The organism is Streptomyces sp. NPDC091649, from assembly GCF_044756785.1.
Taxonomy (GTDB): domain Bacteria; phylum Actinomycetota; class Actinomycetes; order Streptomycetales; family Streptomycetaceae; genus Streptomyces.
On record NZ_JBIVTR010000006.1, the window covers coordinates 228,303 to 243,212 of the forward strand.

At 74.3% G+C, this 14,910-nt stretch carries 13 protein-coding genes and 2 pseudogenes; 10 read left to right on the plus strand and 5 right to left on the minus strand.

Annotated features, from left to right (window positions below; translation table 11 throughout):
* Nucleotides 1-2 precede the first annotated feature (2 nt).
* The gene (locus ACIQMU_RS14100; protein ID WP_402688922.1) at nucleotides 3-1,388 is read right to left on the minus strand and encodes an acyl-CoA dehydrogenase family protein; all 1,386 of its coding nucleotides are present in this window, start codon (nucleotides 1,386-1,388) and stop codon (nucleotides 3-5) included.
* On the opposite strand from ACIQMU_RS14100, the gene ACIQMU_RS14105 reads away from it, so the two are divergent.
* The 5 genes from ACIQMU_RS14105 to ACIQMU_RS14125 all read left to right on the plus strand — a co-directional run bounded on the left by ACIQMU_RS14105 (nucleotide 1,327) and on the right by ACIQMU_RS14125 (nucleotide 6,283).
* The gene (locus ACIQMU_RS14105; RefSeq protein WP_352241125.1) at nucleotides 1,327-2,109 is read left to right on the plus strand and encodes an SDR family oxidoreductase; all 783 of its coding nucleotides are present in this window, start codon (nucleotides 1,327-1,329) and stop codon (nucleotides 2,107-2,109) included. The genes ACIQMU_RS14100 and ACIQMU_RS14105 overlap by 62 nt on opposite strands.
* 36 nt (nucleotides 2,110-2,145) lie before the next feature.
* Nucleotides 2,146-2,757, plus strand: a complete 612-nt coding sequence (locus tag ACIQMU_RS14110) for a TetR/AcrR family transcriptional regulator (protein ID WP_352241126.1) — start codon at nucleotides 2,146-2,148, stop codon at nucleotides 2,755-2,757.
* A 41-nt stretch (nucleotides 2,758-2,798) separates the two neighbouring features.
* A complete protein-coding gene (locus tag ACIQMU_RS14115; protein WP_402688923.1) occupies nucleotides 2,799-3,956 on the plus strand; it encodes an acetyl-CoA C-acetyltransferase in 1,158 nt (385 codons plus the stop codon).
* A gap of 277 nt (nucleotides 3,957-4,233) precedes the next feature.
* Complete coding sequence (locus ACIQMU_RS14120; RefSeq protein WP_003969786.1) at nucleotides 4,234-4,437, plus strand: cold-shock protein; 204 nt, start codon at nucleotides 4,234-4,236, stop codon at nucleotides 4,435-4,437.
* A gap of 184 nt (nucleotides 4,438-4,621) precedes the next feature.
* Nucleotides 4,622-6,283, plus strand: coding sequence for a DEAD/DEAH box helicase (locus ACIQMU_RS14125; RefSeq protein WP_402688924.1), 1,662 nt, complete (start codon nucleotides 4,622-4,624; stop codon nucleotides 6,281-6,283).
* Between the two features lie 89 nt (nucleotides 6,284-6,372).
* Here ACIQMU_RS14125 and ACIQMU_RS14130 read toward each other — a convergent pair.
* Nucleotides 6,373-7,355: pseudogene (locus ACIQMU_RS14130) on the minus strand (NAD(P)H-dependent flavin oxidoreductase); the annotation flags it as partial.
* An 8-nt stretch (nucleotides 7,356-7,363) separates the two neighbouring features.
* Between ACIQMU_RS14130 and ACIQMU_RS14135 the strand changes: the two are divergent.
* Nucleotides 7,364-7,618: pseudogene (locus ACIQMU_RS14135) on the plus strand (short-chain dehydrogenase); the annotation flags it as partial.
* Between the two features lie 345 nt (nucleotides 7,619-7,963).
* Complete coding sequence (locus ACIQMU_RS14140) at nucleotides 7,964-8,524, plus strand: GNAT family N-acetyltransferase (RefSeq protein WP_352241129.1); 561 nt, start codon at nucleotides 7,964-7,966, stop codon at nucleotides 8,522-8,524.
* Here the strand turns inward: ACIQMU_RS14140 and ACIQMU_RS14145 are convergent.
* Both ACIQMU_RS14145 and ACIQMU_RS14150 read right to left on the minus strand, forming a co-directional pair.
* Complete coding sequence (locus ACIQMU_RS14145) at nucleotides 8,493-9,308, minus strand: ankyrin repeat domain-containing protein (RefSeq protein ID WP_352241130.1); 816 nt, start codon at nucleotides 9,306-9,308, stop codon at nucleotides 8,493-8,495. The genes ACIQMU_RS14140 and ACIQMU_RS14145 overlap by 32 nt on opposite strands.
* Before the next feature lie 30 nt (nucleotides 9,309-9,338).
* Entirely contained in the window at nucleotides 9,339-10,241 is a 903-nt protein-coding gene (locus ACIQMU_RS14150) for a hypothetical protein (protein WP_352241131.1), read from the minus strand.
* A 381-nt stretch (nucleotides 10,242-10,622) separates the two neighbouring features.
* On the opposite strand from ACIQMU_RS14150, the gene ACIQMU_RS14155 reads away from it, so the two are divergent.
* The gene (locus ACIQMU_RS14155; RefSeq protein ID WP_352241132.1) at nucleotides 10,623-11,390 is read left to right on the plus strand and encodes a serine protease; all 768 of its coding nucleotides are present in this window, start codon (nucleotides 10,623-10,625) and stop codon (nucleotides 11,388-11,390) included.
* A 294-nt stretch (nucleotides 11,391-11,684) separates the two neighbouring features.
* Here the strand turns inward: ACIQMU_RS14155 and ACIQMU_RS14160 are convergent, their stop codons facing one another.
* Nucleotides 11,685-13,505: a beta-galactosidase family protein gene (locus ACIQMU_RS14160; protein WP_352241133.1), complete on the minus strand. Its 1,821-nt coding sequence runs from the start codon at nucleotides 13,503-13,505 to the stop codon at nucleotides 11,685-11,687.
* 149 nt (nucleotides 13,506-13,654) lie between these two features.
* On the opposite strand from ACIQMU_RS14160, the gene ACIQMU_RS14165 reads away from it, so the two are divergent.
* Together ACIQMU_RS14165 and ACIQMU_RS14170 are read left to right on the plus strand one after the other, a co-directional pair.
* Nucleotides 13,655-14,533, plus strand: coding sequence for an AraC family transcriptional regulator (locus ACIQMU_RS14165; protein WP_402688925.1), 879 nt, complete (start codon nucleotides 13,655-13,657; stop codon nucleotides 14,531-14,533).
* A gap of 25 nt (nucleotides 14,534-14,558) precedes the next feature.
* On the plus strand, nucleotides 14,559-14,876 hold the full coding sequence (locus ACIQMU_RS14170; protein ID WP_352241135.1) for a chorismate mutase: 318 nt from the start codon (nucleotides 14,559-14,561) through the stop codon (nucleotides 14,874-14,876).
* Nucleotides 14,877-14,910: the final 34 nt, after the last annotated feature.

Below are 14,910 nucleotides of genomic sequence, written 5' to 3' on the forward strand. Positions count from 1 at the left end.
ACTCAGGCGGCGGGGCCGGGGCGGTCAGCCAGCACCCGGGCCCGGCAGGCGGACGGCGTCCCCCAGGCGTCCCGCAGCGGCCGGGCCCGGCGCAGCCACCACGCGAGGTCCAGCTCCTCGGTGCAGCCGAGACCGCGCCGTGCGACTGGAGGGCGGTGCGGGCCGGCGTACCCCGCCTCGCCCGCCGCCACCTTCGCCGCCGCGACCGCCGCCCCGGCGCCGGGCGATCCCGCGGCCAGCCCCACCGCCGCCCCGTACAGCAGCGGGCGCGCGAACTCCAGGCCGAGCAACGTGTCGGCCAGGCGATGCTTGACCGCCTGGAAGGACCCGACCGGCACCCCGAACTGGGTGCGCTGCCCCACGTACGCCACGGTCGCCCGCAGCAGCGCCTCACCGCAGCCCAGCGACAGGGCCGCCGTGGCGAACCCCGCCCACTCGCCCGCCGCCCGCGCCGCCCCGGACACCCCCGGCCCGGCCGCCACCGCCTCACCGCCCGCCTCCGGCCGGAACAGCCGCCGCGCCGGATCGGCGGACACCGACCGCTCCCCGGGCCCCGGCGCGAGCCGCAGTTCGTCCCCGCTCACCGTGAACACCGCGTCCGCCACCCGGTCCCGCAGCGCGGTGTCCGTCGGATCGCCCGCCTCCCGCCACAGGTCCGTCAGCCGGGCGGCGGCTGCCAGGAAGCGGCCGGGGGAGCGGAGGGTGAGGCCGCGCTCGTCGCCGGTGGCCGCCATGGCGACGCGCCACCCCCGGCCCGGCCCCCCGATGACGTCCTCGTCCGGTACGAAGACCTCGTCGAGGAAGATCTCGGCGAACGCGGGCTTCCCGTCCAGCCGCCCGATGGGACGCACGGTGACGCCGGGAGCCCGCAGGCCGAACATCAGGCAGGTGAGCCCCTGGTGGGGTCTCGCCGCCCCGGGGTCCGTCCGGAAGATCCCGAACGCCCGGTCCGCGAACGCCGCCCGCGAGGACCAGGTCTTCTGCCCCGACAACAGCCAGCCGCCGTCCGTGCGCACCGCGCGCGAGCGCAGCGCCGCCAGGTCGGAGCCGGCCTCCGGCTCCGACCACGCCTGCGCCCAGATCACCTCGCCGCTCGCCATCGGCGGCAGCACCCGGGCCCGCTGCTCCGCCGTGCCGTGGGCGAGGAGGGTCGGGGCGAGGAGGCTGATCCCGTTCTGCGAGACCCGGCCCGGAGCGCCCGCGGCCCAGTACTCCTCCTCGAACGCCAGCCAGCCGAACAGGTCCGCGCCCCGGCCCCCGTACTCTTCCGGCCAGGCGGGAGCCGACCACCGGCCCGTGTGCGTCGAGAAGCCGGGGGAACGGGCCATGGACGCACCGCCGTACCTGCCGGGACACGGACTGCTGGCCGGCCGCACCGCCGTCGTCACCGCCGCCGCCGGAGCCGGGATCGGCGGCGCGACCGCCCGCCGCTTCCTGGAGGAGGGCGCCCGCGTCGTGCTCGGCGACGCCCACGCCCGCCGGCTGGAGGAGAGCGCGCACGCCCTCGCCGACGCGTTCGGACCCGACCGCGTCACCCACCTGGCCTGCGACGTCACCGACGAGAAGCAGGTGGCCGCCCTCTTCGCGCACGCCGAACAGACCCACGGCGGCCTCGATGTCGTCGTCAACAACGCGGGTCTCGGCGGCACCGCCGAACTCACCGAGATGACCGACGGCCAGTGGACGAAGATCCTCGACGTCACCCTGAACGGCACCTTCCGCTGCACCCGCGCCGCCCTGCGCTCCCTCAGGGCCGCCGGAACCTGCGGAGTCGTCGTCAACAACGCCTCCGTCGTCGGCCGGCGCGCCCAGCGCGGCCAGGCCCACTACGCCGCCGCCAAGGCCGGCGTCATGGCCCTGACCCGCTGCGCCGCGCTCGAAGCCGCCGACTACGGGGTGCGGGTCAACGCCGTCGCCCCCAGCCTCGCCATGCACCCGCACCTGGCCAAGGTCACCTCCGCCGGACTTCTCGCCGAACTCACCGCGAAGGAAGCCTTCGGCCGGTACGCCGAACCCTGGGAGGTCGCCAACGTGATCGTCTTCCTCGCGAGCGGCTACTCCTCGTACATGACCGGCGAGGTCGTCGCCGTCAGCAGCCGGCGTGCGTGAGCCCGGGGCGAGCGGCGGCGGGCGGACAATGGGCGGGTGCCTACCAAGAAGAAGCCCCAGGTGACCCCCACCCCCGAACGGCGGAGCGAACTCCTCGCCACCGCGGCCGAGGTCTTCGCCGCCCAGGGATACAACGCCACCACCGTCCGCCGGATCGCGGACGAGGCGGGCATGCTCGCGGGCAGCCTCTACTACCACTTCGATTCCAAGGAATCGATGATCGACGAGATCCTCTCCACCTTCCTCGACGAGCTATGGCGGGGTTACGACGCGGTCCTGCGGGCCGGCCTCGGCCCCCGCGAGAGCATCGAGGCCCTGGTCACCGAGTCCTTCCGGGAGATCGACCGGCACCGCCCCGCCGTCGCGATCTACCAGAAGGAGTCCCAGCACCTCGCCACCCAGCCGCGCTTCGCCTACCTCCTCGACTCGCAGACCAGGTTCGAGAGGGCATGGCTCGGCACTCTGGAACGCGGCGTCGCCGAAGGCGTCTTCCGCGCCGACCTCGACATCCGCCTCACCTACCGCTTCGTCCGCGACACCGTCTGGGTCGCGGCCTCCTGGTACCGGCCCGGCGGACACCACAGCCCCGAAGAGATCGCCCGTCAGTACCTCTCGATGGTGCTCGACGGAATCGCCCCGCGTACGTAACCGCCAGCCGGTCCACCCGAGCGCGCCGAGGAGCAGCAGCCATGGCCGAGGCATACATCGTCGAAGCGGTCCGTACCCCCGTCGGGCGGCGCGGGGGCGGCCTCGGGGGCGTCCACCCCGCCGACCTCGGCGCGCATGTGCTCAAGGAGCTGATCGCCCGCTCCGGTGTGGACGCGGCCGCCGTCGACGACGTCGTCCTCGGCTGCCTGGACACCGTCGGACCGCAGGCGGGCGACATCGCCCGTACGGCCTGGCTGGCCGCCGGACTGCCCGAGGAGGTCCCCGGGGTCACCGTCGACCGGCAGTGCGGCTCCTCCCAGCAAGCCGTCCACTTCGCGGCCCAGGGCATCCTCTCGGGCACCCAGGACCTCGTCGTCGCGGGCGGCACCCAGAACATGACCCAGGTCCCCATCGCCTTCGCCTCCCGCCGGGCCGCCGAATTCCTCGGCCTCACCCAGGGGCCGTACGCGGGCAGCGAGGGCTGGCGCGCCCGCTACGGCGACGCCCCCGTCAACCAGTTCCACGGCGCGCAGCTGATCGCCGACACGTGGGACATCAGCCGCCGGGACATGGAGGAGTTCGCCCTCACCTCCCACCGGCGGGCGCTCCGCGCCGTCGACGAGGGCCGCTTCGCCCGCGAGACCGTCGCCTACGGGGACGTCACCGCGGACGAGGGGCCGCGCCGCGACACCACCCTGGAGAAAATGGCCGGTCTTCCCCCCGTCATGGAGGGCGGCGCCATCACCGCCGCCTGCTCCTCGCAGGTCTCCGACGGGGCCGCCGCCCTGCTCATCGCCTCGGAACGGGCCGTCGCCGACCACGGCCTGACCCCGCGGGCCCGCATCCACCACCTCTCCGCACGGGGCGAGGACCCGATCCGGATGCTCTCGGCCCCGATCCCGGCCACCGCGTACGCCCTGAGGAAGACCGGCCTCACCCTCGACGCCGTCGACCTGGTCGAGATCAACGAGGCGTTCGCGCCGGTCGTCCTCGCCTGGCTGAAAGAGACCGGTGCGGACCCCGAGCGGGTCAACGTCAACGGCGGGGCCATCGCGCTCGGCCACCCGCTCGGCGCGACCGGCGCCCGGCTGATGACGACCCTGCTGCACGAACTGGAGCGCACCGGCGGCCGGTACGGGCTCCAGACCATGTGCGAGGGTGGCGGGCAGGCCGACGTCACCATCGTCGAGCGGCTCTGAGGAGGCCGTCCGTATACCGGCCCGGCGCTGCCCGTACACCCTCTGGTCAGCCATGTTTTCCCTCCGGCGGGGTGGCGCGATCCGCCGCCGGAGGAGAGGACGTGCTAGGGTGTTTCCCGTTGCAGTTTTGGTACCCATGAACTTTATGTGCGCCTGACGGGAATGCTTCCTCAGGCGCATTATTGTTTTCCGGCTTTCTCCGGGTGGGGCTCAATGCGGCGACTTGGAATCCGTAAAGTGCGGATTTCCGGCACTGCACCTCTTTTAGGAGAATGACATGGCTACTGGAACCGTGAAGTGGTTCAACTCGGAAAAGGGCTTCGGCTTCATCGAGCAGGACGGCGGCGGCGCCGACGTCTTCGCCCACTACTCCAACATCGCCACCTCGGGCTTCCGTGAGCTCCAGGAGGGCCAGAAGGTCTCCTTCGACGTCACGCAGGGCCAGAAGGGCCCGCAGGCGGAGAACATCGTCCCGGCCTAATTGCCGGACGCGTACCTCGCTGACCGGGGCCCGCACCGTGACGGTGCGGGCCCCGGTTTGTGCTGTCCGAGCAACAACCCGTTTCGTGCGCACATCCTGGGGGCGCATCACAGACGGCCGGCCGGCACATCGCAGTAATCCCACTCGGCAGTTGCCCAGGAATCCCCCAGGAGGGCAATTCCGTATGACCAGCTCCGAACGCCAGGACCGCACCCCCCGCTCCCGCCCGGGCCGTGGCCGAGGCCGCGGCCAGGGCGCCGGCACCCAGGCGCCGTCGAACGGCCGCGGCGCCGCTCCCCGCTCCAAGGCCCCGGTCTCCAAGGCCCCGGCCCGCCGCCGCGCCGCCGCACCCCAGGGCGAGTTCGCCCTGCCGGAGACGATGACGCCCGCACTGCCGTCCGTCGACGCCTTCGCCGACCTGGACATGCCCGCCGCGCTGCTGAAGACCCTCGCCGCGCAGGGCGTCACCGAGCCGTTCCCGATCCAGGGCGCGACCCTGCCGAACTCGCTGGCCGGCCGGGACATCCTCGGCCGCGGGCGCACCGGCTCCGGCAAGACGCTCGCCTTCGGCCTCGCGCTGCTGGCCCGCACCGCCGGCCGCCGCGGCGAGCCGCGCGCCCCGCTCGCCATGGTCCTCGTCCCCACCCGCGAGCTGGCCCAGCAGGTCACCGACGCGCTGACCCCGTACGCGACCGCCGTGAACCTGCGGATGGCCACCGTCGTCGGCGGCATGTCGATCACCAAGCAGTCGGCCACCCTGCGGCGCGGCGCCGAAGTGCTCGTCGCCACCCCGGGCCGGCTCAAGGACCTCATCGAGCGCGGCGACTGCCGCCTGGACGAGGTCGCCATCACCGTCCTCGACGAGGCCGACCAGATGGCCGACATGGGCTTCATGCCGCAGGTCGTCGCCCTGCTCAAGCAGGTCGAGGCGGGCGGGCAGCGGATGCTGTTCTCCGCGACCCTCGACAAGAACATCGACCGGCTCGTGAAGATGTTCCTCACGGACCCGGTCGTGCACTCCGTCGACCCGTCCGCCGGCGCGGTCACCACGATGGAGCACCACGTGCTCCACGTCCTGGACGAGACGGACAAGAAGGCCGTCGCCACGAAGATCGCCGCCCGCGAGGGCCGCGTGATCATGTTCGTCGACACCAAGCGCGCCGCCGACCGCTTCGCCAAGCGGCTGCTCGCCAGCGGTGTACGGGCGGCCGCCCTGCACGGCGGGCGCTCGCAGCCGCAGCGCAACCGGACGCTGGACCAGTTCAAGAACGGGCAGGTCACCGCGCTCGTCGCGACGAACGTCGCGGCCCGCGGCATCCACGTCGACGACCTCGACCTCGTCGTCAACGTGGACCCGCCGACCGACCACAAGGACTACCTCCACCGCGGCGGGCGCACCGCGCGCGCCGGGGAGTCCGGCAGCGTCGTCACGCTGGTGCTGCCCGAGGAGAAGCGCGAGATGACCCGGCTGATGCAGGACGCGGGCATCGCGCCGCGCACCACACGGGTCACCTCCAGCGACGCGGAGCTGAGCCGGATCACCGGAGCCCGTGAGCCGTCGGGCATCGCGATCGTGATCGAGGTGCCCCAGCCGACCCCGCCGAAGCAGCGGACCCGCTCCGGCGGCGGTGCGGGCGGCTCCGGCAACGGCGGCGCGGTGCGCTCCGGCAGCCGGGGACGCGGGCGACGCGGCACCGGCGCGGGCGCGGGTGCCGGCGGCACCGGCGGCGGCGCCCAGGGCGGCGGCGCGGGGCGTTCCGGCGGGGGCGCGCGCTCCGGCGGTGCGGCGCGCTCCGGCGGCGCGGGACGCTCCGGCGCGCCCGCACGCGGGCGCCGGGCCGCCTGAACGCTGTCCCCTTTCCAGCCCGTCCGGCGATCGAGGGCCGAGGCCCGCTGAGGCGAGGTCCTCAGTCGCCGGACGGGCTGGATACGGCGTCCAGGGCCGCGAGGGGCCGTCTCCGCCTCCGCCATGATCCGGCCCACCAGCTCCGCCACGCTCGGCACGTCCTCGATCAGGGCCGCCACCTGGCCCGACGCCATGATGCCGAGGTCCGTACGGCCCTCGACCATGGACGCCCTCAGCAGCATCGGGGCGTTCGCCGCCAGCAGCACCTGGCTCCAGCCCAGACCCTTGCCGTGCCGCATCGCCAGGCCGTCGCGGACCACCTCCGCCCGGCTCAGGCCGGACATCCGGCGGAACGCGGACGCCCGCCGCAGCGCCCGGTACAGGGAGCGCAGCCGGCCCGCGCCCTCCGCTTCCGCCACCATCTCCGTACGGAGCATCCCCGGTGCGGCAGCCCGTCCACCGCCCGGGTCAGCGTGATGTCCCCGACGGCCGCCGCCAGATAGCACGCCTTCACCGCGTCCGGGACCGTCGAGTCCGAGGTCAGCAGGAACCGGGTGCCCATCGCGACCCCCGCCGCCCCGTACGCCAGCGCCGCCACCAGGCCCCGGCCGTCGTGGAAGCCGCCCGCCGCGACCACCGGAATGTCCACCGCGTCCACGACCTGGGGCAGCAGCACCGTGGTGGCGACCGCGCCGGTGTGGCCGCCGCCCTCGCCGCCCTGCACGATCACCGCGTCCGCGCCCCAGGCCGCGACCTTCTCCGCGTGCCGCCGCGCCCCCACCGACGGGACCACGACCACGCCCGCGTCCTTCAGCTCCGCGATGAGTTCCTTCGACGGGGCGAGCGCGAACGACGCCACCCGCACACCCTCCTCGACGATGATCCGCACCCTCTCCCGGGCGTCACCCGCGTCCGCCCGCAGATTCACCCCGAACGGCGCGTCCGTCCGGGACCGCACCTCCCGTACGGCGGCACGCAGCCGCTCCGGCGGCATGGTGGCGGAGGCCAGGATGCCGAGCGCCCCGGCCCGTGCGGTCGCGGTGACCAGGCGGGGGCCCGCGACCCAGCCCATCCCGGTCTGCACGACCGGGGTTCGACGCCATGGACCCCGCGAACGTCTCGCCCCTCGTCGTCTGGCTCGGCTCCGCCGCGAGCGACGGGGTGACGGGCCGCGTCTTCGAGGCCGAGGCGGGCCGCATCACCGTCATGGAGGGCTGGCGCCCCGGACCCACCGACGACCGGGGCGCGCGCCGGTCCCCGGCCGACGCGGGCGCCACGGTGCGCCGGCTGCTGGCGGACGCGCAGGAGCCGGGGGCGGTGTACGGGGCGGCCTGAGGGGAGTGCGGAGGGCCCCGTGCGCCCCGGCGCGCTTACGGTGGCGGCCCCGGCATCTCACGGCGGTGCCGGAACGCCGGAGCGCTGGAGTGCCGGAACGCCGGAGCGCCCAGGGCGTCCCGTGCGCGGCCGGCCCCGCCGCCGCGCGGCGCACCGCGTCGGACGCCGTGCGCCGATCCGCCACGGGACTGCGGAACGACGGGCCCACGGGACACAGCCCGGAGGATGTGCGGGGGCGTCCCGGCGGGCGTGCGGTGTTCCCCGCCCGCGGCCACGACCGGGCCCCCGCCCGCCCTCGCGTATATCCGGTGGCGCGCACCGGCCGCCGGCGGTGAGGATCGCCGTATGCACATCTTCCTGGAGACCGACCGGCTCGTCCTGGGCCCGGTCACGGAGGCCGACGCCCCCGGCCTGCTCGCCCTCGACAGCGACCCCGCCGTCATGCGCTACATCAACGGCGGCCGGCCGACGAGCCCCGAGGACATCCGGGACCGGACCCTGCCAAGGCTCCTCCACGACCACCCGTGCACCGGAACCCGCGGCTTCTGGGCCGCGCGGGAGAAGGGAACGGGAGACTTCCTGGGCTGGTTCGAACTGCGGCCGCTGGACGATCACGACCCCGCGGTGGTCGAGCTCGGCTACCGGCTGAACCGCGCGGCCTGGGGGCGCGGCTACGCGACCGAGGGCGCACGGGCCCTGGTCGACAAGGGGTTCACCGACCTCGGGGCCCGTCGGGTCACCGCGAACACCATGGCGGTCAACACGGGTTCCCGGCGAGTCATGGAGAAGACGGGGCTGACCTTCCTGCGGGCCTACACCGATGACTGGCCGGAGGTCATCGAGGGCTCCGAGCACGGCGAGGTCGAGTACGTCCTCACCCGTGAGGCGTGGGCGCGCGGCCGGTAACGGGCCGGCCGGCTGGGGCCCGCCCCCCGAGCCCGTCCAGCAGGACCGCGATCTCCCCGTGCCCCGTGTGCTGGTCCGCGCCCGCCGACGGCACCCCGTCCCGGAGCAGTTCCACGGCGACCGTCTCCTCGCCGTCCCTCCGCTCGCGCCGTACCACCGCGTCGGAACCCGGCCCGTACGCCTCCTCCAGGCCGCGCAGCAACTCCCGTTCCGGGTCGAGCGCGGCGACGCGCCGCGCCTCGGCCAGCGCGAGGGCGACCACGGACTCCTGCCCCTGTCCTCCCGCGCCGTGCGCCAGCAGCGCCCGTACCGTCCTCAGGGACCCGCGGCGGGCCGCCAGCACCAGCATGGCCTCGCCCTGAGGGCCCGGCAGCAGCGGGTCCGCGCCGTGGGCGAGGAGCACCTCAACCGTCGGGGCGTGCCCCAGGCCGACCGCCCACCGCAGCGCGGTGAAGCCGAACTCCTCGCGCAGGTCCGGCCGGGCGCCGGCGGACAGCAGTGCCTCCACGACCCCGGTGTGCCCGCCGCACGCCGCCCCGCACAGCGGCAGGTCGCTCCCCCCGGGGCCACTCGCCCGGTCGGGGTCGGCCCCGGCGGCGAGCAGCAGGCGCACCGCGCCCAGACGGTCCTGCACCGACGCCACATAGAGCGCGGTCGTGCCTTCCTCGTCGCTCGACTCGGCCCGCGCGCCCGCACGCAGGGCCCGGACGACCGCGTTCTCGTTCTCGTCCTCGTACAGCGCGTCGAACAGGCGTGGTTCGTCCCTGATCGGCTCGTTCGTCATGCTTCGATCCTACGGTGGCCGGAACCACGCTCAGGTGTCGCACTCCAGGGCGGTCCGGCACAGGCCGCAGCGTGCGGTGAACCGGCCCCGGACGGGGACCCGGACGCGCTGGTGGCAGGCGGGGCAGGCGAAGGAGACGCGCAGCCCCTGGTCACCGGCCTCGAAGGCGTACGGAAGGTTCGGGTCGGGGCTGGTTCCGGGGTGGTCCCGGGCGTGCCGGCGGTCCTTGGCGTAGCGGCGACGGCCCGCCCAGCCCGCGGCGGTCAGCGGAGGTCTGCGCAGATCGTGCAGTGCTCTCTCCCGCCCCTTGGCGTACGCGGTGTACGCCTGCGGGCTGGTGAACCACGGTGAGGGGTCCTCATCGAAGGCGAACGCCCGCTTGGCCAGGACGTAGCCGAATTCCTCCGGGGTGAGGTAACCGAGCTTCTGACGGGACGTGGCGTCCTCGCGGAACGCGTCCAGCAGCAGCCAGCCCGCGCCGAGGTAGGCCGTCGTCGTGTCCGTCAGGATCTCGTTGGCGCGGGTGCCGGGGAACTCCAGGCCGAGCCGGTGCAGCAGCACATGGGTGACTTCGTGCGCGAGCGCCGCTCCGATGTCCCGGCGGTGGGTGCGGAAACGGTCGTTGAGTTCGATGAAGTACTCGGGGCCCGCCGTGAGTTCGACGCTCGCCGCGTGCTCCATCGCCCGGAAGCCGACGATCATGCGGGCCTCGGGGAGGTGGAGGTGCTGGACCAGGGACCGGGCCACCCGCTGCGCGCCCAGGTGCAGATCGTCCTGGTCCGCGAACGCGGCGTCGGCGGGCGCGAGGCTGGTGGCATAGGCGTGGACGCCGTCCGCGGACAGCCGTCGGTAGAGCGCGGTGATGGCGGAGCGGACGGTGTCCAGATGCGGAAAGCCATGGACGACGGGTGCGCCCGGAGGGCCGTTCGCCACGTCGGAACCCCCATCCCTGACGGTCGACGGACCTCCACTGTATGCCGGGCCGGGGAAGAGGTCCGGAAAGCGGCTCATTGATCTTGGCCGAAACGTGCGCCTTGTGGCAGCGGTCACCCGGCACCGATAATCGGTTCGTTCTTGTCGAGTGCATGACCAGAGACTCCGGTGCCGGCGCCGGAATCCGTCGCACGACCGGGACGTGCGGGCCGGACCGCACGTCCCGCACGGCACCTCCGTACGGCACTCCGGGACTCCCGCACGGCACCAGCGGTACGGCAGCCTCCCACGGCGATTCCGCACGCTTCCCCACCCGCACGGCGATCCCTCCACGCGAGCAATCCCACCCACGCGACCCCCCCCCACGAAAGAAGGCTCTCCGTGAAGCTCCTCAGCGCGCTGAAAAGGTGTTCCGTCGCCCTGGCGGCCGTCGCCCTCGCGACCGTCAGTCTCCAGCCCGCCTCCGCGGCCCCCCAGCCGATCGTCGGCGGCGAACGCGCCGCCCAGGGCGAGTTCCCCTTCATGGTCCGGCTCTCCATGGGCTGCGGCGGTGCGCTCTACGCCCAGGACATCGTCCTCACCGCCGCCCACTGCGTGGACGGTTCGGGCAACGACACCTCCATCACCGTCACCGGCGGCGTCGCCGACCTCCGGTCGCCCGACGCCGTCAAGGTCCGGTCCACCAAGGTCCTCCAAGCCCCCGGCTACAACGGCACCGGCAAGGACTGGGCCTTGATCAAGCTCGCCCGGCCGATCGACCAGCCCACCCTGAAGATCGCCACCGACAGCACCTACGACCGGGGCACGTTCACCGTCGCGGGCTGGGGCGCCGACCGCGAGGGCGGCAGGCAGCAGCGCCACCTGCTCAAGGCGGAGGTGCCGTTCGTCTCCGACGCCGACTGCCAGAGCGCCTACAGCGACCTCGTCCCCGGTGAGGAGCTGTGCGCCGGCCTCCTCGACACCGGCGGCGTCGACAGCTGCCAGGGCGACTCCGGCGGACCGATGTTCCGCAAGGACGACGCCGATGAGTGGATCCAGGTCGGCATCGTCAGCTGGGGCCGGGGCTGCGCCCGTCCCGACTACCCGGGCGTCTACACCGAGGTCTCGCACTTCGCGAGCGGCATCGCCTCCGCCGCCGCCTCGCTCTGACCGCGGCGGCCCGAACCCGCCCCGCCCCCACCCGGGCCGGACCGGTCCGCCCCGACAGCGGTGGACCGACCCGGCCCGGGCCCTGATCGGCCCGCCGTGCCCTGGGAGCCCGCTCGCCCAAGCTCGGCGGACCCGCTCGCCCCGGCCGGATCGGTCGGATCGGCCGGCCCCGGCCCCGGGCCGACCGGCAGCCGGCCGACCGGCTGCCGGGCCCGGCGGATCAGTCGGCCTCGGCGCCGGGCCGGCCGCAGGCTCCCGGCCGACCGGCCGATCCGCCCCGCTGCCGGCCGGTGATCACCGCCGCGCCACTCCGGGGGCGCCCGCCCTCGCGGGCGCCCCCGGACCCAGCTCCACCCGCGGCTCACCCGCGTCCTCCAGCTCCAGCACCCACACCGCGTTGGCGCCCTCGCGGAGCACCGGACCCGGCACGTACAGCGTCCGCTGCGGGCCCGCCGACCAGTACCGGCCCAGGCAGAAGCCGTTGACCCAGACGAACCCGCGCGTCCAGCCCGGCAGTTCGAACCCCGCGTGATCGACGCCCGCCGCCCCCTCCAGGGTGAACGTCCCCCGGAACAAGCCCGTCCGCCCCGCCTCGCCCGCCCCCGCGGCAGCCTCCACCGGGCCGAACGGGACCGCCTCCACCGCGCCCGCCCCCTCGAAGGCGTCCAGCCGCAGCCCCCGGGCCCGTACCCCGTGCAGATACTGCCGCTCGTGCAGCACCCCGCCCGTGACACCCTTCGGCTCGCCCAGGCGCGGCCCGTAGTTGACCCGGCCCAGCGACTCCGCCCACAGTTCGACCTCCGCCGGACCCGCCACCGGCTCCGGCAGCGTCCCGGACTCCTCGGTCAGCACCCCGGCCCGCGCCCCGTCCACGTACACCACGGCCCGGTCCCGCAGCCCCGGGACCCTCAGCGGATACGGCTCGCGCGGCCCCGGCACCGCCACCCGGTAGCGCACCAGCCCCCGGTCCACGCCCAGCTCCTCGAACGTCGGCGGCACCCCCGCCTCCGTCTCCGGACCGCCCAGCGCCTCCAGCACGTCCCCGAGCCCGGCCCACTCCGCCAGCTCCACCCGCACCGTCGCCGCCAGCCCCGCCGGCTCCGGCGGCACCGCGGGCAACGGCCCCTCGGCGTAACCCTCCAGGACCTTCCGGAACAGCCGGAACTTCTCCGTGGCCCGCCCGTACTCATCCACCGGCGCGTCGTAGTCGTAACTCGTCACCGTCGGCAGGAACGTCTCGTCCTGCAACGCACCGGACCGGTTCGCCCCCGCCCAGCCACCGAAGTTCGTCCCGCCGTGCGCCATGTAGATGTTCACCGACGCCCCGCACTCCAGGATCTCCCGCAGTGCCTCGGCCGCCCGCTCCGGTTCCCGGCGCACCGGCTCGGCGCCCCAGTGGTCGAACCAGCCGCACCAGAACTCCATGCACATCAGCGGACCCCTCGGCCGGTGCCGGCGCAGCACCTCGAAGCCCTCCCGCGCCCCCGAACCGAAATTCGCCGTCGCGAGGAGCCCCGGCACCGAACCGCCGGTCAGCATGTGATCCTCCGGGCCGTCCGACGTGAACAGCGGGACCGTCACCCCGTACTGCCGCAACAGCCCCGCCAGCCACTCCAGATACACCGCGTCGCTGCCGTAACTCCCGTACTCGTTCTCCGCCTGGACGAGGACCACCGGGCCGCCCCGGGTGACCTGCCGCCGCACCACCTGCGGCAGCAGCTCCCCGAACCACCGCTCCACCACCGCCCGGTACTCCGCGTCCCGGGTGCGCACCCGCCGCCCGAACCGGCCCGTCACCCACACCGGGAGACCGCCGTTCTCCCACTCGGCGCAGATGTACGGGCCCGGCCGCACGATCGCCCACAACCCCGCCCGCCCCGCCGCGTCCAGGAACCGGCCCAGCGCCCCCACGTCCCGGCGGTCGCCCTCCCTCGGCTCGTGCAGATTCCACGGCACGTACGTCTCGACGCAGTTCAGCCCCATCGCCGCGAGCATCGCGAGCCGGTGCTCCCACTGCTCCTCGTGCACCCGGAAATAGTGCAGGGCGCCCGACAACAGCCGCACGGGCCTCCCGTCGAGCCGGAAGCAGTCGTCCCCCACGGTGAAGTCGGTCATGGTGCTCGTACGCTCCTGTGCCCGGCCGCACCCGGCGGCCCTCGGATCAAACGGGTCCGACCACCCTCACCTCTGGCGCGCACCGGGTCCATGGACAAAGATCGCTGCTGATTGGACACAACGGACCAGCCGGGAGAGGAAGGACCGCGATGTACCACACCTGGATGCGCTTCTTCACCCCGAGCCCGCTCCACCACCGCCTGGGCCTCGTCTGCCTCGGCGTCGGCCTCCAGCACGGCGCCCTGCCCACCGTCGGACCCCGCACCCTCGACCACCACGTCGCCGTGATCGTCAACTCCGGCACCGGCTGGTTCAAGGGCCCCGACGGGCGCCGCACCCCGGTCACCGGTCCCAGCCTCATCTGGCTGACCCCCGGCACCCCGCACCACTACGGCGCCGACCCCGGCACCGGCTGGGACGAGAGCTTCGTCGACTTCACCGGCCCCGCCACCACCACCTACACGGAACTCGGCTACATCGCGCCCGACCGCCCCCTCGTCCCGCTCTCCGACACCGCCGCACCCCGCTCCGCCGTCGGACGCATCGTGCGCGCCGCCCGGCGCGGCAACCCCCTCCTGGAGGTCGAGACCGGGGCCGCCGTCCACGAACTCCTCGTCTCCCTGCGCCGTGCCCGCGCCGGGACCGGCCCCGACGGCGACCCCGTCCTCCAGGCACTGGCCCGCGACGCGTACCAGCCGCTCACCGTCGCCGAACACGCCGCCCGGCACGGCATGACCCCGGCCGAACTGCGCACCGCCGTACGGCGCGGCGCCGGATGCAGCCCCAAGGACTACCTGCTGGGCATCCGCCTGGGCCGGGCCAAGGAACTCCTCGCCGCCACCGACCTCCCCGTCGCCGCCGTGGCCCGCCGCGTCGGCTACGACGACCCCGCCTACTTCTCCCGCCTCTTCGCCCGCCGCGTCGGCACCGCACCCGTCCGCTTCCGGGAACAGCAGGGCCGCAGCGTGCCCGGCGGCTGGAGCGACCGGGTCCCCGACCCCGACGACCCGCCGACGATCACCGCATGACCGGGGCGGTCTAAGCTCGCTGACCATGAGTACGAGCGAAATCGACGCATCCGTCCAGGCCGAGCTGAACCGGCTGCGCGAGAGCATCGACAACATCGACGCCGCCGTCGTCCACATGCTGGCCGAGCGCTTCAAGGCCACCCAACAGGTCGGCCGGCTCAAGGCGGACCACAAGCTGCCGCCCGCCGATCCCGCCCGCGAGACCCGGCAGATCGCCCGGCTCCGGCAACTGGCGCAGAGCGCGAACCTGGACCCGGCCTTCGCCGAGAAGCTGCTGAACTTCATCATCGCCGAGGTCATCCGCCACCACGAGCGCATCGCCGACGAAGCGGAGCACGGCTAGAAGGCCCGGACCGCGGGGACCGGGCCACGGGCAC